The sequence below is a fragment of the Bradyrhizobium algeriense genome, assembly GCF_036924595.1.
Classification (GTDB): Bacteria; Pseudomonadota; Alphaproteobacteria; order Rhizobiales; family Xanthobacteraceae; genus Bradyrhizobium; species Bradyrhizobium algeriense.
Genome location: NZ_JAZHRV010000001.1, coordinates 3,074,905 through 3,098,227, shown reverse-complemented (window position 1 = coordinate 3,098,227; position 23,323 = coordinate 3,074,905). Strand labels below are relative to the sequence as shown.

General features: G+C 62.7%; 23 protein-coding genes and 2 tRNA genes. 8 read left to right on the top strand and 17 right to left on the bottom strand.

The features are described 5' to 3' along the window. Nucleotides 1-246 precede the first annotated feature (246 nt). The 4 genes from V1286_RS15340 to V1286_RS15325 form a co-directional block, all read right to left on the bottom strand. Complete coding sequence (locus tag V1286_RS15340; protein WP_334480716.1) at nucleotides 247-960, bottom strand: PopZ family protein; 714 nt, start codon at nucleotides 958-960, stop codon at nucleotides 247-249. 316 nt (nucleotides 961-1,276) lie between these two features. Next, complete coding sequence (locus V1286_RS15335; protein ID WP_334480714.1) at nucleotides 1,277-2,680, bottom strand: TolC family outer membrane protein; 1,404 nt, start codon at nucleotides 2,678-2,680, stop codon at nucleotides 1,277-1,279. A 248-nt stretch (nucleotides 2,681-2,928) separates the two neighbouring features. Further along, on the bottom strand, nucleotides 2,929-3,594 hold the full coding sequence (locus V1286_RS15330; RefSeq protein WP_334480713.1) for a protein-L-isoaspartate O-methyltransferase family protein: 666 nt from the start codon (nucleotides 3,592-3,594) through the stop codon (nucleotides 2,929-2,931). A gap of 145 nt (nucleotides 3,595-3,739) precedes the next feature. Beyond that, on the bottom strand, nucleotides 3,740-3,940 hold the full coding sequence (locus V1286_RS15325; protein WP_334480712.1) for a hypothetical protein: 201 nt from the start codon (nucleotides 3,938-3,940) through the stop codon (nucleotides 3,740-3,742). 268 nt (nucleotides 3,941-4,208) lie between these two features. On the opposite strand from V1286_RS15325, the gene V1286_RS15320 reads away from it, so the two are divergent. From V1286_RS15320 to V1286_RS15305, 4 genes are all read left to right on the top strand, one after another. After that, a tRNA-Asn gene (locus tag V1286_RS15320) sits at nucleotides 4,209-4,283 on the top strand. Nucleotides 4,284-4,605: 322 nt separating this feature from the next. Continuing rightward, nucleotides 4,606-4,746, top strand: a complete 141-nt coding sequence (locus V1286_RS15315; protein WP_334480711.1) for a hypothetical protein — start codon at nucleotides 4,606-4,608, stop codon at nucleotides 4,744-4,746. Nucleotides 4,747-5,137: 391 nt separating this feature from the next. Further along, nucleotides 5,138-5,365 (top strand): hypothetical protein, encoded by a 228-nt coding sequence (locus V1286_RS15310; RefSeq protein WP_334480710.1) that lies wholly within the window; start codon nucleotides 5,138-5,140, stop codon nucleotides 5,363-5,365. Next, on the top strand, nucleotides 5,362-5,508 hold the full coding sequence (locus V1286_RS15305; protein ID WP_334480709.1) for a hypothetical protein: 147 nt from the start codon (nucleotides 5,362-5,364) through the stop codon (nucleotides 5,506-5,508). Before V1286_RS15310 ends, V1286_RS15305 begins: the two co-directional genes overlap by 4 nt. An 81-nt stretch (nucleotides 5,509-5,589) precedes the next feature. Here the strand turns inward: V1286_RS15305 and V1286_RS15300 are convergent, their stop codons facing one another. Next, a complete protein-coding gene (locus V1286_RS15300; protein ID WP_334480708.1) occupies nucleotides 5,590-5,805 on the bottom strand; it encodes a hypothetical protein in 216 nt (71 codons plus the stop codon). A gap of 148 nt (nucleotides 5,806-5,953) precedes the next feature. Next, nucleotides 5,954-6,211: a hypothetical protein gene (locus V1286_RS15295; RefSeq protein ID WP_334480707.1), complete on the bottom strand. Its 258-nt coding sequence runs from the start codon at nucleotides 6,209-6,211 to the stop codon at nucleotides 5,954-5,956. Between the two features lie 1,030 nt (nucleotides 6,212-7,241). On the opposite strand from V1286_RS15295, the gene V1286_RS15290 reads away from it, so the two are divergent. Then, a complete protein-coding gene (locus V1286_RS15290) occupies nucleotides 7,242-7,955 on the top strand; it encodes a choice-of-anchor K domain-containing protein (RefSeq protein WP_334480705.1) in 714 nt (237 codons plus the stop codon). A gap of 77 nt (nucleotides 7,956-8,032) precedes the next feature. On the opposite strand, the gene V1286_RS15285 is transcribed toward V1286_RS15290, so the two are convergent. Then, complete coding sequence (locus tag V1286_RS15285; RefSeq protein ID WP_334480704.1) at nucleotides 8,033-8,518, bottom strand: anthrone oxygenase family protein; 486 nt, start codon at nucleotides 8,516-8,518, stop codon at nucleotides 8,033-8,035. A gap of 2 nt (nucleotides 8,519-8,520) precedes the next feature. After that, a complete protein-coding gene (locus V1286_RS15280) occupies nucleotides 8,521-9,342 on the bottom strand; it encodes an NmrA family NAD(P)-binding protein (RefSeq protein WP_334480702.1) in 822 nt (273 codons plus the stop codon). Nucleotides 9,343-9,443: 101 nt separating this feature from the next. On the opposite strand from V1286_RS15280, the gene V1286_RS15275 reads away from it, so the two are divergent. After that, the gene (locus V1286_RS15275) at nucleotides 9,444-10,097 is read left to right on the top strand and encodes a TetR/AcrR family transcriptional regulator (RefSeq protein ID WP_334480700.1); all 654 of its coding nucleotides are present in this window, start codon (nucleotides 9,444-9,446) and stop codon (nucleotides 10,095-10,097) included. Between the two features lie 15 nt (nucleotides 10,098-10,112). On the opposite strand, the gene V1286_RS15270 is transcribed toward V1286_RS15275, so the two are convergent. Then, on the bottom strand, nucleotides 10,113-10,370 hold the full coding sequence (locus V1286_RS15270; protein ID WP_108519417.1) for a hypothetical protein: 258 nt from the start codon (nucleotides 10,368-10,370) through the stop codon (nucleotides 10,113-10,115). A 254-nt stretch (nucleotides 10,371-10,624) separates the two neighbouring features. Between V1286_RS15270 and V1286_RS15265 the strand changes: the two genes are divergently transcribed. Next, nucleotides 10,625-10,804 (top strand): hypothetical protein, encoded by a 180-nt coding sequence (locus tag V1286_RS15265; RefSeq protein ID WP_334480697.1) that lies wholly within the window; start codon nucleotides 10,625-10,627, stop codon nucleotides 10,802-10,804. A gap of 59 nt (nucleotides 10,805-10,863) precedes the next feature. Here V1286_RS15265 and V1286_RS15260 read toward each other — a convergent pair. The 4 genes from V1286_RS15260 to V1286_RS15245 form a co-directional block, all read right to left on the bottom strand. Then, a tRNA-Cys gene (locus tag V1286_RS15260) sits at nucleotides 10,864-10,937 on the bottom strand. 115 nt (nucleotides 10,938-11,052) lie between these two features. Then, entirely contained in the window at nucleotides 11,053-11,733 is a 681-nt protein-coding gene (locus tag V1286_RS15255) for a hypothetical protein (protein ID WP_334480696.1), read from the bottom strand. 240 nt (nucleotides 11,734-11,973) lie between these two features. Beyond that, nucleotides 11,974-12,453, bottom strand: coding sequence for a hypothetical protein (locus V1286_RS15250; RefSeq protein WP_334480695.1), 480 nt, complete (start codon nucleotides 12,451-12,453; stop codon nucleotides 11,974-11,976). Between the two features lie 207 nt (nucleotides 12,454-12,660). After that, a complete protein-coding gene (locus tag V1286_RS15245) occupies nucleotides 12,661-13,407 on the bottom strand; it encodes a tRNA-uridine aminocarboxypropyltransferase (protein ID WP_334480693.1) in 747 nt (248 codons plus the stop codon). Nucleotides 13,408-13,735: 328 nt separating this feature from the next. On the opposite strand from V1286_RS15245, the gene V1286_RS15240 reads away from it, so the two are divergent. After that, nucleotides 13,736-14,092 carry a hypothetical protein gene (locus V1286_RS15240; RefSeq protein ID WP_334480691.1) on the top strand — a complete coding sequence of 119 codons (357 nt, stop codon included), beginning with the start codon at nucleotides 13,736-13,738 and terminating at the stop codon, nucleotides 14,090-14,092. Nucleotides 14,093-14,118: 26 nt separating this feature from the next. Here V1286_RS15240 and V1286_RS15235 read toward each other — a convergent pair whose 3' ends face one another. From V1286_RS15235 to V1286_RS15220, 4 genes are read right to left on the bottom strand one after another with little or no spacing between them, the layout of a single operon-like run. Continuing rightward, nucleotides 14,119-17,223 carry an efflux RND transporter permease subunit gene (locus V1286_RS15235; protein WP_334480690.1) on the bottom strand — a complete coding sequence of 1,035 codons (3,105 nt, stop codon included), beginning with the start codon at nucleotides 17,221-17,223 and terminating at the stop codon, nucleotides 14,119-14,121. Next, nucleotides 17,224-20,373 (bottom strand): efflux RND transporter permease subunit, encoded by a 3,150-nt coding sequence (locus V1286_RS15230; protein ID WP_334480689.1) that lies wholly within the window; start codon nucleotides 20,371-20,373, stop codon nucleotides 17,224-17,226. It abuts the gene before it with no gap. A 45-nt stretch (nucleotides 20,374-20,418) separates the two neighbouring features. Next, entirely contained in the window at nucleotides 20,419-21,813 is a 1,395-nt protein-coding gene (locus V1286_RS15225; RefSeq protein WP_334480687.1) for an efflux RND transporter periplasmic adaptor subunit, read from the bottom strand. Beyond that, nucleotides 21,803-23,263, bottom strand: coding sequence for an efflux transporter outer membrane subunit (locus V1286_RS15220; protein WP_334489684.1), 1,461 nt, complete (start codon nucleotides 23,261-23,263; stop codon nucleotides 21,803-21,805). Before V1286_RS15220 ends, V1286_RS15225 begins: the two co-directional genes overlap by 11 nt. Nucleotides 23,264-23,323 lie beyond the last annotated feature (60 nt).

Sequence of the window (23,323 nt, the reverse complement as noted above, 5' to 3'; positions counted from 1 at the left end):
GGCGCCCTTGAGCAAAACCGTCGCCGGTCCTCTCAAAGAATGTAAATTAAATCAACGTGGTAGCGTCCGGTTTGGATGCGATCGGCGCCGGGCCGCGCCCCTAGAAAGCCGCCGCAGCGCCTCAAGTCAACCTGACAACGCGGGTTCAGGGCAGCGGGGACCCGAGGTAACGCCGGTTTGAAGGATGGGGTTGGCGATCGACGCCCGCCGGGGCGGCCTTGATGCAGCCTCAACGCAGCTTTGGGACTAGCGCCCGCCGCGCGAAACCCGTTCGATTTCGGCCTTGACGATCCGCTCCACCAGTCCCGGCAGATTGTCATCCAGCCAGGATTTCAGCATTGGCCGCAGCATTTCCTTGACCAGATCTTCCAGCGTCCGCGCGTTGTTGCTCAGCACGGTATTGGCCAGCGAGTTGAAGGCGGATTCCACGGCGGAGACGGTTGAATGCGATAAAATCGGTCGCGCTGGCGCGCTCTCGAACGGCGGCTCATAGGCCGGCTGGCGACGTGACGCCTTGGCTTCGGTGAATTCGATGTCGTCCTGCGGATCGACCTTGCTGAATGTTGTCGCGGCGGGGGCTGGTGCAGGCTCGGGCAATGCCATCTCGTCGGTGAGTTCGAAAACATCGGCCTCGGGCGCCGCCGGCCTGATATCCGCCTCGGGCGTCGCCGCATCGAGGCTCGCCAGCATCGCGTCGATGTCGTCCTGGTTGTTGCTGGCGGCCGGTTCGGGCGCAGGCGGTGGTGGCGGCGGGGCTGGTTTCGGCGCGGCAACCGGCTTCGGCGCCGGAGCGATCGCCGACGGCGGGATATCCTTCATCACGGCCGGCTTCGCGGCGGCCGGCGCGCTCGCCGGCTTTTCGGCAGCCGCAGGCTTAGCCTCGTCGTCGGCAATGATGCGACGGATCGACGCCAGAATCTCCTCCATCGAGGGCTCTTGGACCTTTGCAGGTTGCGTCATCTCCGACTCCACATCGAAACCATTTTACACCAAAGCCACGAAGGAATTGCCGGTTCCGGATATGCAGGCCGGGATTTTCATCGCACAAGCCCGACTTGTCCCCAGATCAAGCCCGCCCGCGGCATCGCGCGCAGGTCCTGCTCCCCTCAAAACGATTCCGACACGCGTCCGTGAGATGCAAAGACGCGGGCCACGAATCGCTCAGCTCGCCCCGGAAACGGTACGTCATGGCCACAATTGATTGCAAGCAAAGCGCCCGGCGCTTCAGGCGCCGGGCGACGATTTCATCCCGCCTGTGCGGAAATCGACTCGGAGATCAGCGGCCGTCGGGTGTGCGAACGCCGGCCCAGCTATCGCGCACCTGATGATAGTGCACGCTCGGGTCATAGACCGTGGTGGGCAGGTTCATCACGGTCGGCGACAGCCGGCCGACCGTGTTCAGCACGGAGTATGACGCAACCACCCGATCATGCTGCGCGGTAACGAGCGCAACGCGCGCGTTGACCAGCGCCTGCTGTGCGTTCAGCACGTCGAGCGTGGTGCGCTGTCCGGCCTTGGCTTCCTCGCGCACGCCGTTCAACGCGATTTCCGACGCCGTCACCTGCGCTTGCGCCGATTGCACCTGCGCCTTGCCGGCGACGAGCTGTCCCCATGCCGTGACCACGTTGGCGCGGGTCTGGTCGCGGGTCTGGTCGAGAACGAGGCGCTGCTGCGCCACCGTTTCCTTGGACTGGCGGATCAGCGAATATTCGGCGCCGCCCTGATAGATCGGCACCGAAAGCTGTGTGATCGCAGACGCGCCGAACGCGCGGTACTGGATCAGGCTCTGCTCATAGGACTGCTGAACCGATGCCTGCAACGTGACGGTCGGCAACAGCGCGCCTTCGGCCACCTTGACCTGGAGGTAGCTGACGTCGATGCCGAACATCGCCGCGGTGACGTTCGGATTTTGCGTCAGGCCGAGCTCGACGGCGGCCGGCAGCGTCGATGGCAGGAAGCGATCGACCGGCGAGCCCGGCGCAAGGTTTTGGGGTTCGTTGCCGATGATGCGGCGGAAGTTCGATCGCGTCGTCGTCAGATTGGCTTCCGCGGTCAGGAGCTGCGTCTTGCCGGCGGCAAGCTGGGCTTCCGACTGCGCGACGTCGGTACGGGTGACTTCGCCGACGTTGAAGCGGTCGCGCGTCTGCTTGAGCGTCTGCTCTAGCACGCGAACGTTGCTCTTCTGCACCTCGACGATCGCGGAATCGCGCAGATAGTCCATGTAGCTTGTCGCGGCACTGAGCAAGACGGTCTGTTCGAGTGCGCGCAAGGCTTCGCGCGCGCCGGAAACCTGCCCCTCGGCCGCCCTGGTCCTGTTCGCGGTCTGCTGGCCGTTGAAGAGCGTCTGCGTGATGGTGGCACCGACGCTGCGCGGCGCGTTGGTGCCGTTAATCGGGGGGACCCTCCCGACATTGAGGTCGCCGGTCTGGGTCAGGCTGTCGGTGTATTGGACGCCGGCGCTCGCGGTGACCGCGACTCTCGGCCGGTAGCCCGACAGCGCCTGCGGCACGTTCTCGTCGGTGAAGCGCACCTGCGCGCGCTGCGCGTTGAGCTGCGGATTGTTCTGATACGCGCGCACCAGGGCCGCCTCAATCGTGTCGGCCAAGACGGGCGTCGAGCCCATGCATACTAATAGAAGGGCCGAAGCCGCAGCTCCGGCAAATTCCTTCACCCCACGCATCCCAAGCAATCCAATCTTTTTTGGTCGCCCGGCCCATGATCATGGTTGCACATGATCCTTAACCGAACGTCGCTTCACTCGAAGTGAGTCCCGGCTCACCTTAGTCCGCACGTAGGCTGGACGGAACTACTCCGCAAGCAAACGCCGTCGAAACTCTTCACGTGGGGCAATCGTGCCACACTTCTGATTTCGAAGGGGATTTAGCCGGCCGCGAAGGGCGAATATTGGGCGTGGAAACGGCTGAAACGCTAGAAAACGAAGGCCGGAACAAGTTCCATGCCGGGCAGCACCGGGGCGGCGGCATCGAACAGCGTCCGGCGACCGAAATCGCCATGCGAAGCGGTCACAATGGTAGCCCGTGCCGGCCGTGACATCGCAAAGACGCCCACCAATCGGCCGCCGCTGCGCAATTGCCGGTAGAGCTGCTCCGGCACGACCTCGGTCGCGCCGTTCAGCACGATGACATCATAAGGCGCGCCTGCCGCGTCGCCATCGGCTGGCGCCGCGGGGCGGACCGTCACGTTTCCACAGCCATTGCGGGCCAGGCTAGCCTGCGCCTTCGCTGCCAGCGCCGAATCGCTCTCGGTCGCGGTCACCTGGGGAGCGAATCGGGCGATCACGGCGGCGGCGTATCCGGTGGCGCAGCCGACCACCATGACGCGGTCGCTCTCCTTGATGTCAGCCGCCTGCAGCATCTTCGCCAGCACCACCGGCTTGATCAGGAACCGTTTGGCCGCGCCGCCTTCGCTGACATCGAGATCGAGATCGAGATAGGCCAGCGCCTGCTTGTTTTCGGGAACGAAGGCCTCGCGCGGCACCGCCAGCATGGCATCGAGAATTCGGATATCGGTCACGTCGCTCGGACGTACCTGACCATCGACCATTTTCTGGCGCGCGGTCGCAAAACCGGACATAGGCTAAGATCCTGAGAGCATGCGGCATGGCCGCCGAAAGAGCTGAAACCGCGTCATCTTTGGTACAAGCTCCGGCAAAACGCAACATGCGGGCGGCTGCTGCCGAGCCGCCGCCGGTGGCGCGGGCAAGCCGCCTGAAAGTCGCCTACTCGATCGCCACGGCGAGCCGGGCGATCAGCCGCGCGACTTCATCCAGGTGCTCGGTATCATGATCCAGGTGCTCGGTATCATGCGCTTCAATGGCTTGCGCGAGCCGAAACAGGCATTCGTCGTCACTCATGGCGGGAATGTCGCTTGGGACGATCGAAGGAACCGCGCGTATCAGGTCGGTCGCATTGGCTGGCATCGAATCAGCTCCCATGAAACCCGGACCGATCGAACCTTTTGGGCGATTGCGTCGAATTGGCGGCCCGATCGATCACACCTGTGTATGACGGATTTGCGCCTGCCTGGTTCCAGCCACCGCCTATCCGGGGCAAAAACAACGACAAATGGTTGTAGCACAGGAGCTTTCCCGCCCCGCTTCAAGCAAGCGCGCAGCCTGTGAATTGGTCCTTTGCAAGCCCGAAAGGCTTTGTTATACGCTGCCCGCTCGCGAACCTTGTTTCGCCTGTTCCTCGGTAGCTCAGCGGTAGAGCATTCGACTGTTAATCGAATGGTCGCTGGTTCGAATCCAGCCCGGGGAGCCAAATCAAATCAATCACTTAGATCGGGCTTCATCTGCTCCCCTTCAGCGCACGCTTTAGGGCGTGCACACTCTTTGCACACGCCAGGTGAGCCGTGATTACGCTCATGGCAGCCGGCGGCGGTGCTGGTGCTGGTCGCTACGTTCGCCGCCGTTGTTTCGATCTCAGCCAAGGTCAATAAGTTCGGCAGCAGCATTGACTGAAGCGGCCCTGACCATTGCGAACATGGGGAACGACTCCGGCCCGGGGCCGGGCGCAAATGCCCCACCTTCACCATGATTCTTGCATACATCCGTCCAACGCCTGCTGGGGCAGGACAGCGCCAATGGCTGCTAGTTTCCATGACACAACGGATGAGGAGTTCGAGGTGCAGATTCGCAACCTCGTGCGCATCGTGTCGGTCTGCACCTTGGGGCTTTGGTCCTTTTCTGCGGGCCTGCTGATCGGGACCTTCTATCTGTTTTGAAAGTATTGCGGACGGGCGACTTCCGTTTTAGGTCGGCCGTTACGTCAGCCATCGCCCTTACCCAACCCCGTACGGCTTGTTGAGCCGGTCCCGCTCGGCGCAAAGGTCTTCGATCTTCGCCAGCATCCTGACTAGCAACAGCTCAGCCGACGCAGTCGAGATGCCGGCGCGCTGAAGCTGGCAGGATCTCCTTACCATGCCTTCCGACCTGGAGGCACATATGCTCGATTTCGGAACGGACGTGATCTAGGTCCATAGCGCTCCTTCATCGTTCGAATGAGCCCCTCTGCACGGCGCCCGAGCAAGATCATTGCCCGAGTAGATTTTATTGCCCTGGTCCACCTCGTTTGAGGATCCAATACCGCTTCCAGATGGCCGGTGGCTCCTCACCTTGAGGGATGCCGCCAGCTACATCACGAAGTTGCCCAAGGCCGAGCACTCCGCCCCCGAATGGCAGGCCGCTATGGAGGCGCTAATCCTTGTTGCGGGGAGCGGCGGCCCGACGATGATGGCGCGGATCGGAGTCATGAAGGCGCTGAACCGTCATGTCGAGCGGGTGTTCAATCCCGATCGGAAAGATACCCACTTGGGCAAACGGAAGCTCAAGAGGGACCAATGACCGTCTTTGTCTACGTCAACACCAGCAAGCAGGTCGGCGATCCCGAGCACGTCAAGGTGCTCGCCAACGTGGATGCTGCAGAAAAATGGTTCGAGGAGAACGATCCTGAGGGCGTGGCCTTTGAGTACGAGGTTCTGGAATGAAAGAGGCCGCCAACTGAGGCGGCCTTACTTTCTTAAGGCCCATCCAGCGCGCGCAAGCGCGCGCTGGAGCAGCTTGTCCCTCTACTTCTTCTTCATGCCGGAGTCGCGTTGATTTTTCTCATATAGCTCGCGGTCAGCGGCACTAACCTGGCCCAACATGGGCGGAGCTGCGCCACCCGTGTTCGTGGTCGTGGCGGCGGCGGCAGGTGCCTTCGGCTTCGTCGTTTTCTTGGCTGCCAAAGCGCCAGAAGTGGAGACAGCGAAGATCGCAAGACCGACAAGAATTATTTTCTTCATGCACAGCTCTCCCTTAACTTGGAAAAAGGACGCGCCGGCAGTCGAGCATAAAGCTCGCATCACGGCAAGCTAGAGTGCTACGCTCTAGGCATGACACGTCCCCTTTCGAAAGGCCCGCCAGCGTGAACCGGCGGGCCCGGAAACAACATTAGGACAATGCCCTCGCCGCGATGTGCTGAATGTCGGCGAAGATCGACACCGCCATCGCTTCCTCGCAGCCGCCAGGAATGCTGTCGACTTTCTCACCGTGCCTCCAAAGTTCGGCACATCGCACTTTTGCCCGCATCCCTTCGATTGTGTCTGCAGGCGTTTCGGCGATGTCGTTTTCGAGCCGGAAAACGTTTCTCTCAGCTCGTTTGCTCCAAAGCAATTGTTGACGCGTTGGGCATTCGGCATCAAGTCGCAATGAACCGCATCGATCTCAACTCAGATTATACTTCTGAATGCGGGTCGTGTAGCTAGTATAGCTCGCATAAGTGCCGACGACATAAGTCAGCGCATTTGAGCCCGCCAGCTTTGTTGGCCGGAATTTCTTTTCGCTGCTAATCTGATGATAGCAGATTCACTGGATCGGCACCCGCAGCTTGCAGCGACATGCCGTTAGGCGTGACGGTGGCTTGAAGCTCTCGGAAAATTGCCAGCGCCGTCTTGTTATCCAGACGCGGAACTGCATGATGTTAGCCATCTCTGTTTCCCCTACCCGGCGGCATGTTGGGCGAAGCAGAACTAAATTTCCAGTTCAGCCACTTTTCACCACTGGCGAGTTCATCAAAAATGCTGCGCGGGTGCGAGTTCCGGGTGGATCGCCGCTATTAAAAGCAACGTCGGCGTGAAGACGAGCGGGCTGGAACGCCCGCTAGCACCGACCATTCGATTGCTCGCCGATTTTTGCGTTCGCTTCGGCGACCATTCGAACTTTTGGCGGACGTGACCTGAGAGCGGTTCGGACTTCAATGTCTCCCGTAAGCTACTGATTTCGTTACAGGTCCGGACATGTCTGGCCATGTCATGCAACACCCACAGGTAGTATGCGACTGTTAATCGAATGGTCGCTGGTTCGAATCCAGCCCCGGGGAGCCAGTTACGGCTTTATGTCCTCCGACACGACAGATTAAATCCCGGCCAGCGCGGGATATACGCCCGCTGGGGCCGAGAAGCCTCGCCGCGTTTTGCCGGATATCTTTTCCGCAATTCGCCAGCTGTCGCGCGCGCGCCACGAAACGGCTGCGCCGGCCGGTGTTCTGGCCCGAAGCCATCGGACTTTGAAAAGCCGCCCGCTCAGCCCGGCCAGCACTTCCTTTCAGGCGAACATGATTCACCCTACAACCGGGGGAATGACATTTAATTCTGAAAATTAAATCTACTCCCTTGACTAGCTATATAATAACTGAGAGGGTCGCATTATAATAAATCGTTAAAAATTGGGGTGTCCCGACATGGGCAAGGTATTTAAAATTCTGACCGCAGGTTTGCTCGCCGCTGCAGTGCATTCACCGGCCAATGCAGCACTCGTGAGCTTCACCGGCGACGGCAATTTTTCCAACGTCACGAATTGCGGCGGCGGCCCCAGTTGTTCCATTACCAACAACGGCAATGTGCTCAAAATGTCGGGCGCATCCAATTATCAGAACAAGCCGAGCACGCTGACCATCACGGACATCGTCGGCACCAACGTCCCGACCGATAAGAACGATTACGTTATCGGCAAGATCACCTGGGTGAACCTGGCCACCTACAACACCGACCAGAACTTCAACGTCAACTACACGTTCTCGCTGAACTTCACCTCGCCGAGCAATGCGTTTGATTCTCAGCTGTTCAACCTGAATATCCAGCAGACGACCAACCCGTCGCCTGACAACGTGTTCAACATCACCCAGGCAACGCTCAACAACCTTGGTCCATTCGTCCTCAACGGCGTCAAGGTTTCCGACATTCACTTCGTTGAATATGGCGATGGATGGTACGACGGCACCAAATGGGTGAATCCCGAGGGCGGAACGTCGACGCTCAAGATCGTGGCAGACTTCACCGCCGTAGCTGCGGTCCCGGAACCGTCGACCTGGGCGATGATGATCCTCGGCTTCGCCGGCGTCGGCTTCATGGCCTATCGCCGCAAGCGGAATGGAAGCGCTCTCACGGCTGCCTGATCTCACGCGCTGAAAACAATTCGAAAGCCGCCCCCTGATCCGGGGCGGCTTTTGTTTGTCGGCATCTCCGGCGCGCCCTACCTTGCCGCAATCGCCGCAATAAACAGCGCGCAAGCTGCCGTGGATGCGACCGTCCGCACGTGGTTCCACAACGTCCAGTCCGTCAGATAGCGCGCCCACAGCGAGGCGGCCTCGGGGCTTGCGGGGTCGGCCGCGGCAAGCGCGTTGTTCAAGGGCACGTTGAAGATCATCGTGACGACGAACATGCCGAGCACATAGAGCACGCCGCCGGCCACCATGGCCATCGCGCCGGGCTCGCCCCAGCGAAACAGCGCGATCACCGCCAGGGCTCCGCTCGCGGCCGTCGTCGTCAGGAAGATCGGCAGGAACAGCGATTGGACGATCGCTATGTTGATCGCATTCATCGCCGCGATGCCTGCCGCCTGCCCGATGCGGCCAAGCGCCGTCATGATGAAGGCCGAAAACGCGAAATAAAGACCGGCGAGCAGGCCGCAGCCAACAGCGGAAAACCACAGCAGGCCGACCATCAACATGTGCAGCATGATCATGCCCTCCAGACACCGGTCGCCGCGGTTCGGCGGGCGTAATCCGCAAAGTCGCGCGCGGGGCGGCCGAGCGCCTGTTCGACGCCGTGCGCGACATCAGAATTGCGCCCGTCGAGCACGACGGTGAACAACTCGAGCAGAAGCGCGATGTATTCCTCGGGGACATGGGGCCGCATGCCGTCGGCAAATTCTTCCGAACCGATTTGCCGATAGTGCACCGGCCGCCCCGCGGACCGGGCGATCTCGGCCACGGCTTGCGCAAACGTCAGCGCGCGCGGCCCCGTCACCTCATAGACCTTGCCGGCATGACGCCGATCCGTCAGCGCGGCGACGACGACCTCGGCGATGTCATCGGCGTCGATGAACGGTTCGGGCACGGCACCCGCCGGCAAGGCGATCTCGCCGGCCAGCACGCCGTCGAGCAGATAGCCTTCGGAAAAATTCTGGTCGAACCAGCTTGCGCGCACGATGGTCCAGGGAACTCCGGATTGCTGCAACGCCGCCTCCGCCCGTTGCGCCCCCGGCTCGCCGCGGCCCGACAGCAATACGACGCGCTCCAGTCCGTTCGCGCGCGCCAGCCGGCTGACCTCCGCGATCGCCTCGGCGGCGCCCTCGACGGCAAGATCCGGCTGGAAGGTGACATAGGCCATCGAGACGCCGGCAAGCGCGGCCGGCCATGTCTCGGGCCGGGTCCAGTCGAACGGAATGGGCGTCGAACGCGACACCGGCCGCGTCGGGACGCCGCTCGCCCTCAGCAGCGCATTGACGCGCGCCCCGGTCTTGCCGGCGCCGCCGATGATCAGGATCGGAAGTTCTGACATGGATCATCCTTTCGGAACGTAATACGAGAATACCTCGTATTTGCTAAACCCGATAAACTCTCGTATTAGTAACGTCAAGTCGCTTTTATGTGAGAGGACCGATGCCGAGGGGAAAAGCCGGACAGAAAGCCGCCGAAGCAGGCGCTGGGGGATTGGCGCGCCTCGTCCCGACCCAGCAGCGCAGCCGCGAGCGGTTCGAGAAAATCCTCGCATGCGCGGCAGCGCTGATGGCTGAAAAGGGCAGCGAAGCCTTCCGCATGAGCGACGTCGTCGAGCGCAGCGGCGTACCGTTCGGCTCGCTCTATCAATACTTTCCGGACAAGACCGCGATCATCGGCACGCTGGCGGAACGCTACAATGCGGTTGGCCGCGACTGCGTCCGGCGCGACCTCGCCGTGGTCAGGAACGCAAGGGATCTGCATCCGGCTTTGTGCCGTATTACCGACAGCTACTATCAGATGTTCATGGACGTGCCGGTCATGCGCGATATCTGGCAAGCGACGCAGGCCGACCGTGCCCTGCAAAAACTCGACGAGGAGGACGGCGTCTATCTCGCCGGGCTGCTCGGCGATGCGCTGCGGCGGATCGCACCCGGCGCGCCCGCAACCGCCCTCGCCTCGTTTTCCCAACTGATCATGACGCTGATCGCCGCCACAGTCCGCCACGCCATTACGCAGGACGCGAAGGAAGCTGCCCGCATTCTCACTTTGTTCAAGCGGATGCTGCCGAAGAATCTGGCCGCGCTGGAGATGTAAGGAAGCGGTTGGTGCTCACTGCTCGAACACCGCAGCACAAGCCGGGCTCAAGCTCGACTTCTGCCGGCGCAGGCATGCGGTAATCGCCCGGGCGTTCGGGATCTCGCCGGCGCAGAGGCGGTAGACGTCGGGCGTACAGGCCCGGCGTTGTTCGGGGGTGCCTTGCTGGGCAGCGGCCGAGCCGCTCGCCATCAGCGTGAGCAGGAAGCCGAGCGTCGAAGCCCGGCGCGAACGAAAGAGCCCTGCCGCACTTCGCGCAAACCGTGCCTTCATGACCGCGTCTCCCTGGATCGTGCCCGCCTTGACAAGGCCGGCGTCATCCAGGCGAATACGCGAACTAAATTTTGCAAAAAGTGATTTTTCTCACACTCGACCCCGCCTGCGCGGGGTTAGCGTTTAAGCGGGGAACTCAACACTTCAGTAACCAGCTTTGCCGCGGTCGCCGAATCGTTAAAATTCGAACGATCCGCTCAATATGGAAACAAAATAGTTTTGCGACCATCGCCTCTGGAACCCCGGAGAGCGCGATGAGCGAAGTTGAATACGACTTGCTGCTGGAAGCCGTTCAAACGGCTGTTGCGCCAGCCCCGGAGGATGATTTCGTGGTCCAGACCCAGCGCTCTTATCCGTCGCCGCGCGCCGCCAACGACAACCGGGGCCCGTGGCCGCTGGTTCCGTTTCCCGAGGGCTGGCACGCCGTCTGCTGAAGCGCGGCTGGTCTCCTATGGCCTCTCCTATAATCGGCCTAAGCCATTGATTATATGGATGGAGGCCACGACCAGAATTGAACTGGTGTACACGGTTTTGCAGACCGTTGCGTAACCACTCCGCCACGTGGCCCCATCGGGCGCACTCATATACGCCCTGCCCCGGATAGGCAACCAAGCAGCGCCGGCCCTGCGCAGCACTGGTTAGCAAACTGAAACAGTCCGGATCGTGCCGCCCGGCCGGCGCCTCAGTTGGCGGACCTATCGCCGATACGGTTGTTCCGAAGACCAAGCTTTGCAGTCCTGGCGCGGATACCCGCGACCGTCCGCTTCATTTCCAGCGCGATAGCCCTCGGCGGCTCGCCGTTACGAATCAACGATCGCAACAGCGCATCGTCTTCCGCCGTCCATTCAGCGCCGCTCAGTTGAAAGCGCTCTTCGCGGCTTGCTTCCGCGACTGGCGACGCAAACCTCGCCCAGCCCAGCGTCTCATGGAAAATGACAACGAAGGCGATCCAGAGCACGATGGCGCGTCCTTCCGACAAGGCGGCGGATTTGAGATGTTCCGCGCTGAACGCAGCCGGGCGCAAGGCGTCCAGAGCCGGCCAGATGTCGACGGCGATCGCATTGATGACATACACGTAGAGCGACACGAAGGGGCCGGCGGCGATGGCACCGATGGCCGCAATCAGCCAAAGCGGCAGTCTTCGCCCGGCGCTTTTGCTCACCAATTGGGTGACAAGGCCGGTCAGGCACCAAGGCACAATGGCGAGCGAGAGGATGTAGACGGTCGCGCCGGTGCCTCCCATGATGGCCGTGTACGGTCCGAGAACGGCCGAAGTTATCGCCAGCACGATCGGAACGCCGCAGAAGAAGACGAGATCAATCGAAGCCTGTCTCAACAGGCGCAAATGCGCGACCAATTCCATCCCGTTGCTCCGCTTGCATCCGACGCGTCCGTCATAGTGCGGGGGAAAGAATGGAGCAACCTTCAGGCGCCGCGCGTCACGAGACGTGACCGAGTCTCAGGTCGGAACGGACATCCGACCTGCCATCTGGCGCGTGCCGTCATCGACATCTCGGTGACGGCCGTGCGACCTAGAATACCCAGCTTATGGCCGCGACGACGAACGGCGCGGCCGCCACCAGGACCGGCCACAGCCGGAACATCAGGCGGCGAGATTACTACCTGCGGCAATTTTCTTTTTGAGCGTCTCGCAGACGGTCCGGACTTCGGATGTCATCAGGGAACAATCCTCGATCTGCAGGAAGTAGCGCTTGCCTTCCTCACGATAATTCGCCGCCAACTCCTTGATCTCGCTCACCGTGGCGTGAACGCCTGCGACCATCGCCTCACATTTCCTGGCGGCCTCGGTCAGTTCGGCACCGAGGGCTTCAATCTCTTTCACTGCCGCGTCGTATTCGCGGACCACGGCTTCGGCCGAGAGCTTGCCGACCTGATTGACCCCTTCCCTGTGCTCGACGTAGTCGGGCATCGGGCCTTTCGGCAACGGATGATCGTGGCTTTCGGACACTTCTCGGAGGACCGGCCCTCGCCGGGTTCTGCTGATTATGTTGCCGATTTCTCCTTCCAGTCCATCAGCGTCGAGTAATGGAGAACGCGTCAGAATTTCTGTGCTTAAAGTCATCGACTAAGCTCCAAATTGTTACGCGGAGGGTAAGGAATTTATCACCGTCAAGAGCCGTGTCACCATTGTCCACAGCCGTTTCCGGGGCAAAACAGGATTACCTATGTCGTGAGGCCGACATTGGAACCAGGCGGGTAACGGTGCAACACTGGACACCCAGCGAGACATACGCACCTCGTCGACAGCCTTTGGTTGAAAGGTCGGAAGTCAGCCCCGCTTGCGCCGCCGATAGTCCTTCTTCTTCGGCTTGGGCGCGAGCTTGGGCATTTCGGCCTGCACTTCCCGATACCGCGCCAGCATTCGGTCAAAGCTGGCGTTGAGCGCCTCGGCGATCTCAGGCCGCTTTTCGAGCCCCGCCAGCAGCAGGCCTGCGGCCTCGATCGTGGAAAGGCCGTCGCCGCGCGGCTCCTTGCGGAGCTTGCCGTAACGTGACGGGCGTTTCGGGCCCAGAATGACCCGCTGGCATTTCAGCATCCACGCATTGCGCCACCACAGCGCCTTGGCCTGGCTCCAGGTTCCGTCGAGCAGCACGATGCCTTCGATGTCGGAGAGGATGGCGCGCTGGTGCGGCTCGACCTCGCCCTTGCGATTGATTGCGACGATTTCGGCATCGGTATCGAGATCGGCGACCTTGGCTGAACCGAGATAAAGCACCGCCCAGCGCGAGGGATCATCGACCTTCCGTCCCAGCGCCTTGGAGAGGCTTGGCCAGGACAGGCCGATCTTGACGACCGCATCCTTGAAATGCATCGCGGTCAGCCGCGCGGTGCCGAGCGCCCTGTCCTGCTCCTGCGGGTGCTGCAGGATCAACAGCGAGATGCGGCTCTTGATCGGCGTAACGCTGTCGCAGATACAGAGCGGCAGCGGCTTGCCGCAATGCGGACAGTCCGGGACCACCTCTTCGGCGGCGCCGGACTTGGGGACGCCAAACTTGGGATTGGCTTGTTCTGACATTCGCCCGCTATACGCTTCGTGGCGGGTAATTCAACCGTTCGGCAGGCACCGTGACCGCCGGCGCCGCACTTGCAAGGCCGGCTGAGGCCGAAAAAACCGCGGCCTTGTCCCTTTCACGAGAAGTTTCGCCGAATACGCTCCGCAGCCGAACCGGGAGACGAAGAAGATGCTCTTGCATCGAATTTGGCGTTGGTGATGAGATGGTCCGAAACTGATATCGAGACGCTCCGCCTCACGGGTTCAGGCCGCTGATCGTCAAGGCTGTGGAGATTGTGCGATTGTTGGTCATGGTGATAAACGACCCAAACTGCAACTGGAGAGCACTGGAATGTCAGCAAGTGAAATGGACAAGACGGCATTGAAACCATCATTTGCCCCTTCGCCGTTGACGACTTTTTTTATAAAGCTTGCCGCTGTCACTTGTGCGGTGCTCGTGTTTTTTTATGTGGCCTTCACTCTTATTACGGGCTTCATCGAAGAGCGGGCGAGTGAACTGGCGATACTAAAAGGTGGCCCGGCATTTTGGGGAACGATGGAAGAAAAACTGTACAAACTTGCCAGCGGCCCGGATTTGCCGCCTGAGAAGAAAGAAAAAATCGTCAGTTCTCTGCGAACCCTTTCCATTCGCTACAAGCCATACGTCGATGCCATTGCGGGCGATGTGAAAAGCCAACAGCAACGCTGAGGCCCTGCAAAAGCCCCTCGAAGCTTCTATTCGGCCGGCGCCGGGATCGCTGCCGGCCGGGATCGCTGCCGCAACCGGTCGATCAGCAGGTAGATCACCGGCGTCGTATAAAGCGTCAGGATCTGCGACACGAACAATCCGCCGATGATGGTGATGCCGAGCGGCCGGCGCAGCTCGGTGCCGGGGCCGGTGGCAATGACCAGCGGAATGCCGGCAAACAAGGCGGCCATTGTCGTCATCAGGATCGGCCGGAAGCGGGCGCGGCACGCCTCGAAAATCGCGTCCGCCGACGACAGCCCGCGGTGGCGCTCGGCGTCGAGCGCAAAATCGACCATCATGATGCCGTTCTTCTTGACGATGCCGATCAACAGGATGATGCCGACGAAGGCGATCACGGTCAGCGGCGTATTGGTCACCTGCAGCGCGAGCAGCGCGCCGAGCCCTGCGGATGGCAGCGTCGAAATGATCGTGATCGGATGCGCGAGGCTCTCATAGAGCACGCCGAGCACGATATACATCGCCACCAGCGCGCCCAGGATCAGCAGCGGCTGCCGGCCGCTGGTCTTGTTGAAATCGCCGGCATTGCCGTCGAAACTGCCACGGATGCCTTCCGGCATGTGCAGTTCCTCGACGGCGCGCTGGATGTTTGTAGTCGCGACCTCCAGCGGCACGTCGGGCAGCAGATTGAACGACACCGTCGTCGAGGGGAACGATTGCGAGTGATACACCGCGAGCGGCGACAGGCCGCGCTGGTAGCGCACCACGGCCGATAGCGGCACCTGGGCGTCGTTGGCGCCGGCCACGAAGATACGCTCGAGGTTGGAGGGATCGCTCTGGAATTTCGGATCGATTTCCAGCACCACCATGTACTGGTTCCGCTGGGTATAGATGATCGAGATCTGCCGTTGCGCGAACGCGTTGTTCAGGGCGTTGTCGATATCCTGGACGCGCACGCCGAGGCTTGACGCCGTCTTGCGGTCGATCACCAGCGACAATTGCAGCCCGCCGGGGTCGCGGTCGCTCGAAACGTCGGTGATGCCCTCCACCGTCTCCATGCGCTTGGCGACCAGCGGTGCCCATTTCTGCAACAGATCGAGATTGGTGCTCGACAGCGTATACTGATAGTCGGAATCGCTCTGCCGACCGCCGGTGCGGATGTCCTGCGCGGCGAACATGAACAGGCGGATCCCGGCGACCCGGTAGAGATTCCGCCGCAGGCGATCGATCACCTGCGCGGTCGACATACCTGCCCGCTCCTCCGGCGGCTTCAGGCTGATGAACATGGTGCCGCGGTTGGAGCCGCCACCGCCAGGACCGGCGGTGCCGCCGAGCGAAGAGCCGACGCCGGCGACCGCCGGGTCGGCCATGACGATGTCGGCCAGTTGCTGCTGCAGCCCGAGCATCGCCTGGAACGATGTGTCGGGGGATGCGCGCGTCGCGCCGATCACGAACCCGCTGTCGTCAGTGGGGAAATAGCCCTTCGGCGTCTTGATATAGAGCACCACCGTCAGCGCGATGGTGGCAAAGAACACGAGCAGGGTCAGGAACGGAAAGCCCAGCACCGCCCGCAGCGTCCAGGTATAGAAAGAAACGATGCGCGACAGCGTGCCCTCGACCAGGCGATCGAACCAGGTCGCGCGATCCGACGTCGCCTCCTTGATGTAATGCGCACAGATCATCGGCGTGATCGTGAGCGAGACCACAGTCGACACCACGATCGCAAAGGTCAGCGTCAGCGAGAATTCGCGCAACAGCCGGCCGACGATCCCGTCCATGAAGATCAGCGGCGTAAACGCCGCGATCAGGGACAGGCTGATCGACAGCACGGTAAAGCCGATTTGCTTGGCGCCCTCCAGCGCTGCCGGGTAAGGCGCCATGCCGTGTTCGAGGTTGCGGTACATGTTCTCGATCATGACGATGGCGTCGTCGACCACGAAGCCGACCGAGATCGCGAGCGCCATCAGCGACAGATTGTCGATCGAGAAGCCGGCGAGCCACATGCCGGCGCAGGTGCCGGCCAGCGCCAGCGGCACCGAGACGCCGGCCGCGATGGTCGGCGTCAGCCGCCGCAGGAACGCGAACACGACAACCATCACCAGGAACGCCGTCGCCAGCAGCGTGTACTGCATATCGAGCACGCTGGCGCGGATGGTGCCGGTACGGTCGACCAGGGTCGAAATCTCTACCCCGCCTGGGAGCCACTGCTTCAGATCCGGCAATAGCGCCCTCACCCGGTCGACCGTGTCGATCACGTTGGCGTCGCCCTGCTTGGTGATCTGGATCAACACCGCGGGCTGTTTGTTGAACCAGGCGATCGAGCGGCTGTTGCGGACGGAATCCTCGACCTCGGCGACGTCGGCGAGGCGGACGAAATTGCCGGCCGAGCTCTTGATGATGATGTCGCGGAATTCGGCCGCGGTTCGCATCTGCTTGTTGGTCGAGATCGTCTCGCTCTGGCGGCCGCCGTTGAAGATGCCGACCGGACCCAGCGGATTGGCGTTGATAATGGCAAGCCGCACGTCGTCGGTGGCGATTCCCGCATTCGACAGCGCCACCGGGTTGAGCGCGATACGCACCGCGGGCTGGTCGGCGCCGGTGACGTTGACTTCGCCCACGCCCGGCACCTGCGAGATGCGTTGCGCGATCACGGTATCGGCGACGTCGTACATCGCACTGGTCGTCAGCGTCTTCGACGTCAGCGCCAGCACGAATACCGGTGCGGCTGAAGGGTTGGCCTTGCGGAAGCGCGGCAGCGACGGCAGGTCGCTCGGCAGGTCCGCCAGCGAGGCATTGATCGCAGCCTGCACATCGCGCGCCGCGCGATCGATGTCGCGGCCGATCGAGAATTGCAACTGGATGCTGGTGGTGCCGAGCGAACTGGTCGAAGTGATCTGGTCGAGGCCCGCGATCTGGCCGAGCCGGCGTTCGAGCGGCGCGGCAACGGTTGAGGCCATCACGGAAGGATCGGCGCCGGGCCGCGTGGCCGACACCCGGATCATCGGGAAGTCGACATTGGGCACGGCCGAGACCGGCAGAAAGACATAGGCGACGATGCCGACCAGAAAGAGCCCAATCGCCAGCAGCGTGGTGCCAACCGGCCTGCGGATGAAGGGCTCCGAGATCGATGCCATCTATTGCATCCCCTCGGTCGCGCCGGCAACCGTTGGCCCCGGAGGCCCGGGGTCCGGCACGGCCTTCTCGATTTTGCGATTGAGCCGGTCAAGCGCCAGATAGATCACCGGCGTCGTATAGAGCGTCAGCAACTGGCTCAGCAGCAAGCCGCCGATGATGGAAATGCCGAGGGGAAACCGCAATTCAGCGCCGGTGCCGCTTTCGATCGCCAGCGGCAGCGCGCCGAACAGCGCGGCCAGCGTCGTCATCATGATCGGACGGAAGCGCAACAGGCAGGCCTGCACGATGGCTTCATTAGGCGACATGCCCTGATGCCGCTCCGCCTCCAATGCGAAGTCGATCATCATGATCGCGTTCTTCTTGACGATGCCCATCAATAGAATGATGCCGATCAGGCCGATCACCGACAGATCCTGCCCGAACAGCATCAACGCCAGAATGGCGCCGACGCCTGCGGACGGCAGCGTCGAGAGAATGGTGATTGGGTGGATGTAGCTCTCGTAGAGCACGCCGAGCACGATGTAGATGGTGACGATCGCCGCCAGAATGAGCCATGGCTGGCCGGCCAGCGATTTCGAGAACTCGGCCGCATCGCCGGCATAGACGCCGACGATGCTGCCGGGCATGCCGATATTGGTCTCGATCTTCTTGACCGCGTCGACGGCATCGCCCAGCGCCTCGCCGGGCGCGAGGTTGAAACTGAGCGAGACGGCTGGAAACTGCGCAAGATGCGAAATCGCCAGTGGCGCGGTGGTGCGGGTGAGCGTCGCCACCGCCGACAGCGGCACCTGGGCGCCGGGCGCGCCTGCGGTCGTACTCGCGGCCCCCGGTAGATAGAGCTTCGAGAGGATCGACGGATCGCGCTGGTACATCGGCATCGCCTCCAGCACCACGCGATACTGGTTGGCCTGGCCGTAGATCGTCGAAATCTGCCGCTGTGCGAAGGCGTCGTTGAGGGTGTCGTTGACCGCCTGGATGCTGACGCCGAGTTGACCGGCGCGCTGCCGGTTAATGTCGAGCGCAGCGCGCAAGCCGCCTTCCTGCGCTTCCGACGAGACGTCGCGGAACAGCGGATCGCGGCGCATTTCGGCAATCAGCTTCTGCGACCACAGCGAGACCTGCGCCGCATCGGTGCCGGTCAGCGTATACTGGTACTGCGAGCGGCTCGACTGGGTCGAGATCTGCACGTCCTGCACCGGCTGGAAATAGATGGTCATGCCGGGGATCGACGCGGTGCGTTGCTTCAGCCTATCGACCACGACGGAAATGTCGTCGTGCCGCTCGCCGCGTGGCCTAAGCGTCATCACCAGGCGTCCGACATTGGTGGTCGGGTTGACCGAGCCCGCCCCGATCACGGAGACCACGCCGACGACGTCAGGATCGGCCTGGATCGCAGCCGCTGCCGCCGCCTGCCGGCTTTGCATCTCGGCAAAGGAAACGTCGGGCCCGGCCTCAGTCACTGCGGTGATCGACGCGGTGTCCTGCAGCGGCAAAAAGCCCTTCGGCGCGATCACGTACATCACGAGGGTCGCCGCGATGGTGGCGAACGTTACAATCAAAGTCGCGCGCTGGCGCTGCAGCACCCACAGCAGCGTGCGATGGTAGAAGGCGACCATGTGGTCGATACCACGGCTGACGGCGGCGAGCCCCGGGACCGTCATCTCCTCGCCGACATGCTTGAGCAGCCGCGAGCACATCATCGGCGTCAGCGTCAGCGACACGATCGCCGACGTCACCACCGCGATCGTCAGCGTGAGCGCGAATTCGCGGAACATGCGCCCGACCAGCCCGGACATGAACAATAGCGGGATGAACACCGCGATCAGCGACACCGTCAGCGAAATCACGGTGAAGCCGATTTCGCTGGCGCCCTTGAGCGACGCCTCCATGACGGATTCGCCGTTCTCCATGTGGCGGACGATGTTCTCGATCATCACGATGGCGTCATCGACCACGAACCCCGTGCCGATTGTCAGCGCCATCAGCGACAGATTGTCGAGGCTGAAGCCCGAAAAATACATGATGCCGAAGCTGGTGATCAGCGACAGCGGCAGCGCCACGCCCGCAATCAGGGTCGCGCGCAGCGACCGCAGGAACAGCAGCACCACCAGCGTCACCAGCACCACGGAAAGGATCAGCGTGAACTGGACGTCGTGCACCGAGGCGCGAATGGTGACGGTGCGGTCGGAGACGATGGTCAGATTGACGCCGGCCGGGATCGCGCGCTGCACCTTGGGAATTTCCGCGCGGATCTGCCGGACCACCTCGATCACGTTGGCGCCGGGTTGCCGCTGGATGTCGATGATCACGGCCGGCGTGCCCTGATACCAGCCGCCGGTCCGGTCGTTCTCCAGCCCGTCGATGATGATGGCGACGTCGCCGATCGTGACCGGCGAACCGTTGCGATAGGCGATGATGATCGGCTTGTAAGCTTCCGCCGCCGCGATCTGGTCGTTGGCGGCGATGGTGTAGGCCTGCTGCGCGCCGTCGAGCGATCCCTTTGGCCCCGACACGTTGGCGCCCGCGATGGCGTTGCGCAGATCCTCCATCGAGATGCCGTAGGCGGCGAGCCGCGCCAGATCGGCCTGCACCCGCACCGCAGGCTTGAGCCCGCCGAGGATTGCAACGCGCCCGACGCCGGAAATCTGGCTGAGCCGCTGGCCCAGGATGGTGTCGGCGATATCGCTCATCGCGCGCAGCGAAATCGTCTCCGACGTCAGCGCCAGTGTCAGGACCGGCGCATCCGCCGGGTTCACCTTGGCGTAGGTCGGCGGATAAGGCAGGTTTTTCGGCAGTATCCCGGCGGCGGCATTGATCGCGGCCTGGACGTCCTGGGTGGCGCCATCGATGTCGCGGTTGAGGTCGAACTGTAGCGAGATCTGGCTGACGCCGAACGAAGAGGTCGACTGCATCGACGACAGCGACGGAATCTGTCCGAGCTGGCGCTCCAGCGGCGCCGTGATCAGGGATGCGATCACGTCGGGGCTCGCGCCCGGCAGTTGCGTCGTCACCTGCACGGTCGGAAAATCGACCTGCGGCAGCGCCGATACCGGCAGCGCCCAGTAGCCGAGCGCACCGCCGATCATCAGCGCGATCCCCAACAACGAGGTCGCGATCGGCCGGCGGATGAACGGTTCGGAGACGCTCATGGTTGCGTCCTCACTTGCGAATTCATTTCAGGCGTGCGGCGTCGATCATGGCTGCGACTTCGCAGCGCCGCCCGACGGCTCGGCTGGTGCCGGGCCGGTTTGTCCCTTCTGATCGCCTTCGCCGCGCTCGCGCTTGCCGCGGTGCTCGCCATCCTTGCCCTGAGCACCCTTGGGCTCTCCCTTGGCATCTCCCTTGGCATCGGGGCTGCGGCTGCGCTTGCGCGGCGCGAGGTCCGCGGTCGGCGCCCGGTCGTCGGTGCCGATCAGAACCTTGGCGCCGTCGGACAGATTGGCAAAGCCCGTGGTCACGACGCGGTCGGAGATCGAAAGGCCGCTCGCGATCACGGCGTCGTTTTCGTTCTGCTGCGTCACCACGACCGGCTTGGCGGTCGCGACATTGTCGGGGCCGATCACATAGCTGAACGTCCCGACAGGGCCGCGCTGTACGGCTGACGCCGGCACGACGATCGCCTTCTCCAGCGTTTCGACCTTCAGCCGCACATTGACGAACTGTCCGGGCCAGAGCTGGAACTTGGCGTTCGGAAATTCGGCCTTCAGCTTCAGCGTGCCCGTGGTTGGATCGACCTGGTTGTCGATGCCCTTGAGCGTACCTGTATCGACGACGGTGACGCCGTCATTGCCGAACACGTCCACCGCCAGCACGCCCTTGGCGGCGGCGGCGTTGACCCGCACGATCTGCTGCTGCGGCAGGCTGAACTGCACCGCGATCGGCTGCAACTGCGTCAGGATGACGAGGCCGGTCGCATCAGCGGCGCGGATAATGTTGCCCTGGTCGACCTGGCGCAGGCCGGCGCGTCCCGTCAGCGGCGCGATGACCTTCGTATAGCCGAGCATCGCCCGCGCATTGTCGATCGCGGCCTGGTCGGCCTGCACCAGCGCTTCCTGCTGGGCGACCACCGCGCGCTGCGTATCGGCCTGCTGCTTGGAGCCGGCATTCGACGCGGCGAGTTGCTGATAGCGCGCCAGATCGAGCTTCTGGTTGGCGAGCAGCGCCTCGTCCTGCGCCTTCTTGGCCACCGCCTGATCGTACTGGGCCTGGTAGATCACGGGATCGATCTCGGCGAGCACGTCGCCCTGCTTGACGTCCTGGCCCTCGACGAAATTCACCTTGATCAGCTTGCCGTCGACCTGAGCGCGCACGATAACGTTGTTCAACGCGCGAACCGAGCCCACAGCATCGAGGTACACAGGCACATCCTGCGTCCGCGGCACAGCCGCCAGCACCGGCACCGGCAGGTCGGGGCGCGCACCGGGCCCGCCACGGCCATTCTGTTTCTGCTGAAAGGCGTACCAGCCGAGATAGCCGAGCCCGCCGAGGATCAATAGCGTGATCGTCAGCGACACCATCCGCCGGCCAATGCCGCGCGCGACGCGCTTGCCAGCCGTCTTCGGTTTGTCATCTTCCGGCTTAAAGAGCATCGACCGGCCTTTCCATCCTGGGCTCCCAGCCGCCCCCCAGCGCCTGATAGAGGCTGACGATCGCCTGCAGCCGGGCCAGTTGGGCCTGCCACAGCAAATCCTCCGCCTGGAATAACGTCGTCTGCGTATTTAGCACAGTTACGATATCGGCGGTTCCAGCCCGCAACTGCTGCTCGGCAAGCTGGAAGGCCCGCCGCGATGCCGCCACCACTTCGCGCTGCAGCCGCAGCCTCTCCGTGGTCTGGCGGATCGAGTACAGGGCATTGTCGACATCGGCAAAGGCCTGCACCACGGTCTTGCGATAGATCTGCAGCAACTCGTCCTGCCGCGCCTTGGTGAACTCGAAATTGCCGAGGATCCTGCCGCCGTCGAAGATCGGCTGGGTCAGGCTGCCGACCATGCTGAAGAAGGCGGCGTGCGGCTGAAACAGCGAGGACAGCGCCGAGCTTTGATAGCCACCCTGCCCGGTCAATTGGATACTTGGAAAGAACTGCGCGCGGGCATTGCCGACATTGGCGGTCGCCGAGGCAAGCTGCGCTTCCTGTCGGCGGATGTCAGGGCGCTGCGTCAGCAACTCCGACGGCAGGCCGGGCGTGACCCGCGGCGAACCGATCTGGTTGAGTGACCCGCCCTTGACGCGAACGGATTCCGGCGGCCGCGACACCAGGGTTGCCAGCGCGTTGATGTTCTGGTCGAGCGTCTGTTTCAGCGGTGGCACTTGCGCGCGCTGGTTGGCGACCACACTCTCCTGCTGCGCGACGTCGAGGTCGGTGCCGGTCCCGGCTTTGAAGCGGTCGCGGATGGCGTTGAGGATGCGCTCGGCGCTGGCGATGTTCTGCTGTGCGGTCCGAAGCCGGTCCTGCGCGGTTAGCACCTGGAAATAGGCATTCGCAACCGTCGTCAGCGTGGTCAGCGCGACGACATCGCGGTCGAAGCGGTTGGCGATTGCGGTCTCCTCCGCGGCCTGCGCGGCGTCGCGGTTCTTGCCCCAGAAGTCCAGCTCGTAACTGGCGCTCAGCGAGGCCGAATAATTGACCACCTCACGGCCGCCAATGCTCAAGCCGCTGGCGCTCGATCCGGAGGTCCGGGAATAGCTCTCCGAGCCGCTGCCGCTGAGAGTAGGCAGCAGCGCCGCGCCGGCGATTCGCGCCTGCGCATCGGCCTGCTTGAACCGCGCGGTGGCCGCCGCAATGTCCAGATTGACGGTCTGCGCCTCTTCCATCAGGCCCGTCAGCTCGCGCGAGCGAAAGCCGCGCCACCAGTCGAGCGTCGGCAGCGCGTCGGCGGCCTTCGAAAGCCGCGCCGCCTTGTAGCCTTCGGGGACGTCGAGCGCGGGATCGGGAAGATCCTTGGTCAGGATGCAACCGGAGGACGCGGCGACGAGGCCAAGCACCGCAAGCGATCGCGCCAGCCGCTTGCCGCCGGGGACAAGAGCGGGCCAGCCTTCCATCGCAGCAGTTGCAATTCGCTGGGTCACACCCGTTCTCCACCGGGCAAATCCCGGCCCGGC

Excerpts from the sequence above, each read along its gene's own strand:
- V1286_RS15340 (WP_334480716.1), bottom strand. The coding sequence starts at position 960 with ATGACGCAACCTGCAAAGGTCCAAGAGCCCTCGATGGAGGAGATTCTG.
- V1286_RS15335 (WP_334480714.1), bottom strand. The coding sequence starts at position 2,680 with ATGCGTGGGGTGAAGGAATTTGCCGGAGCTGCGGCTTCGGCCCTTCTA.
- V1286_RS15330 (WP_334480713.1), bottom strand. The coding sequence starts at position 3,594 with ATGTCCGGTTTTGCGACCGCGCGCCAGAAAATGGTCGATGGTCAGGTA.
- V1286_RS15325 (WP_334480712.1), bottom strand. The coding sequence starts at position 3,940 with ATGCCAGCCAATGCGACCGACCTGATACGCGCGGTTCCTTCGATCGTC.
- V1286_RS15315 (WP_334480711.1), top strand. The coding sequence starts at position 4,606 with ATGGCTGCTAGTTTCCATGACACAACGGATGAGGAGTTCGAGGTGCAG.
- V1286_RS15305 (WP_334480709.1), top strand. The coding sequence starts at position 5,362 with ATGACCGTCTTTGTCTACGTCAACACCAGCAAGCAGGTCGGCGATCCC.
- V1286_RS15300 (WP_334480708.1), bottom strand. The coding sequence starts at position 5,805 with ATGAAGAAAATAATTCTTGTCGGTCTTGCGATCTTCGCTGTCTCCACT.
- V1286_RS15290 (WP_334480705.1), top strand. The coding sequence starts at position 7,242 with ATGGGCAAGGTATTTAAAATTCTGACCGCAGGTTTGCTCGCCGCTGCA.
- V1286_RS15285 (WP_334480704.1), bottom strand. The coding sequence starts at position 8,518 with ATGCTGCACATGTTGATGGTCGGCCTGCTGTGGTTTTCCGCTGTTGGC.
- V1286_RS15280 (WP_334480702.1), bottom strand. The coding sequence starts at position 9,342 with ATGTCAGAACTTCCGATCCTGATCATCGGCGGCGCCGGCAAGACCGGG.
- V1286_RS15275 (WP_334480700.1), top strand. The coding sequence starts at position 9,444 with ATGCCGAGGGGAAAAGCCGGACAGAAAGCCGCCGAAGCAGGCGCTGGG.
- V1286_RS15270 (WP_108519417.1), bottom strand. The coding sequence starts at position 10,370 with ATGAAGGCACGGTTTGCGCGAAGTGCGGCAGGGCTCTTTCGTTCGCGC.
- V1286_RS15265 (WP_334480697.1), top strand. The coding sequence starts at position 10,625 with ATGAGCGAAGTTGAATACGACTTGCTGCTGGAAGCCGTTCAAACGGCT.
- V1286_RS15255 (WP_334480696.1), bottom strand. The coding sequence starts at position 11,733 with ATGGAATTGGTCGCGCATTTGCGCCTGTTGAGACAGGCTTCGATTGAT.
- V1286_RS15250 (WP_334480695.1), bottom strand. The coding sequence starts at position 12,453 with ATGACTTTAAGCACAGAAATTCTGACGCGTTCTCCATTACTCGACGCT.
- V1286_RS15245 (WP_334480693.1), bottom strand. The coding sequence starts at position 13,407 with ATGTCAGAACAAGCCAATCCCAAGTTTGGCGTCCCCAAGTCCGGCGCC.
- V1286_RS15240 (WP_334480691.1), top strand. The coding sequence starts at position 13,736 with ATGTCAGCAAGTGAAATGGACAAGACGGCATTGAAACCATCATTTGCC.
- V1286_RS15235 (WP_334480690.1), bottom strand. The coding sequence starts at position 17,223 with ATGGCATCGATCTCGGAGCCCTTCATCCGCAGGCCGGTTGGCACCACG.
- V1286_RS15230 (WP_334480689.1), bottom strand. The coding sequence starts at position 20,373 with ATGAGCGTCTCCGAACCGTTCATCCGCCGGCCGATCGCGACCTCGTTG.
- V1286_RS15225 (WP_334480687.1), bottom strand. The coding sequence starts at position 21,813 with ATGCTCTTTAAGCCGGAAGATGACAAACCGAAGACGGCTGGCAAGCGC.
- V1286_RS15220 (WP_334489684.1), bottom strand. The coding sequence starts at position 23,263 with ATGGAAGGCTGGCCCGCTCTTGTCCCCGGCGGCAAGCGGCTGGCGCGA.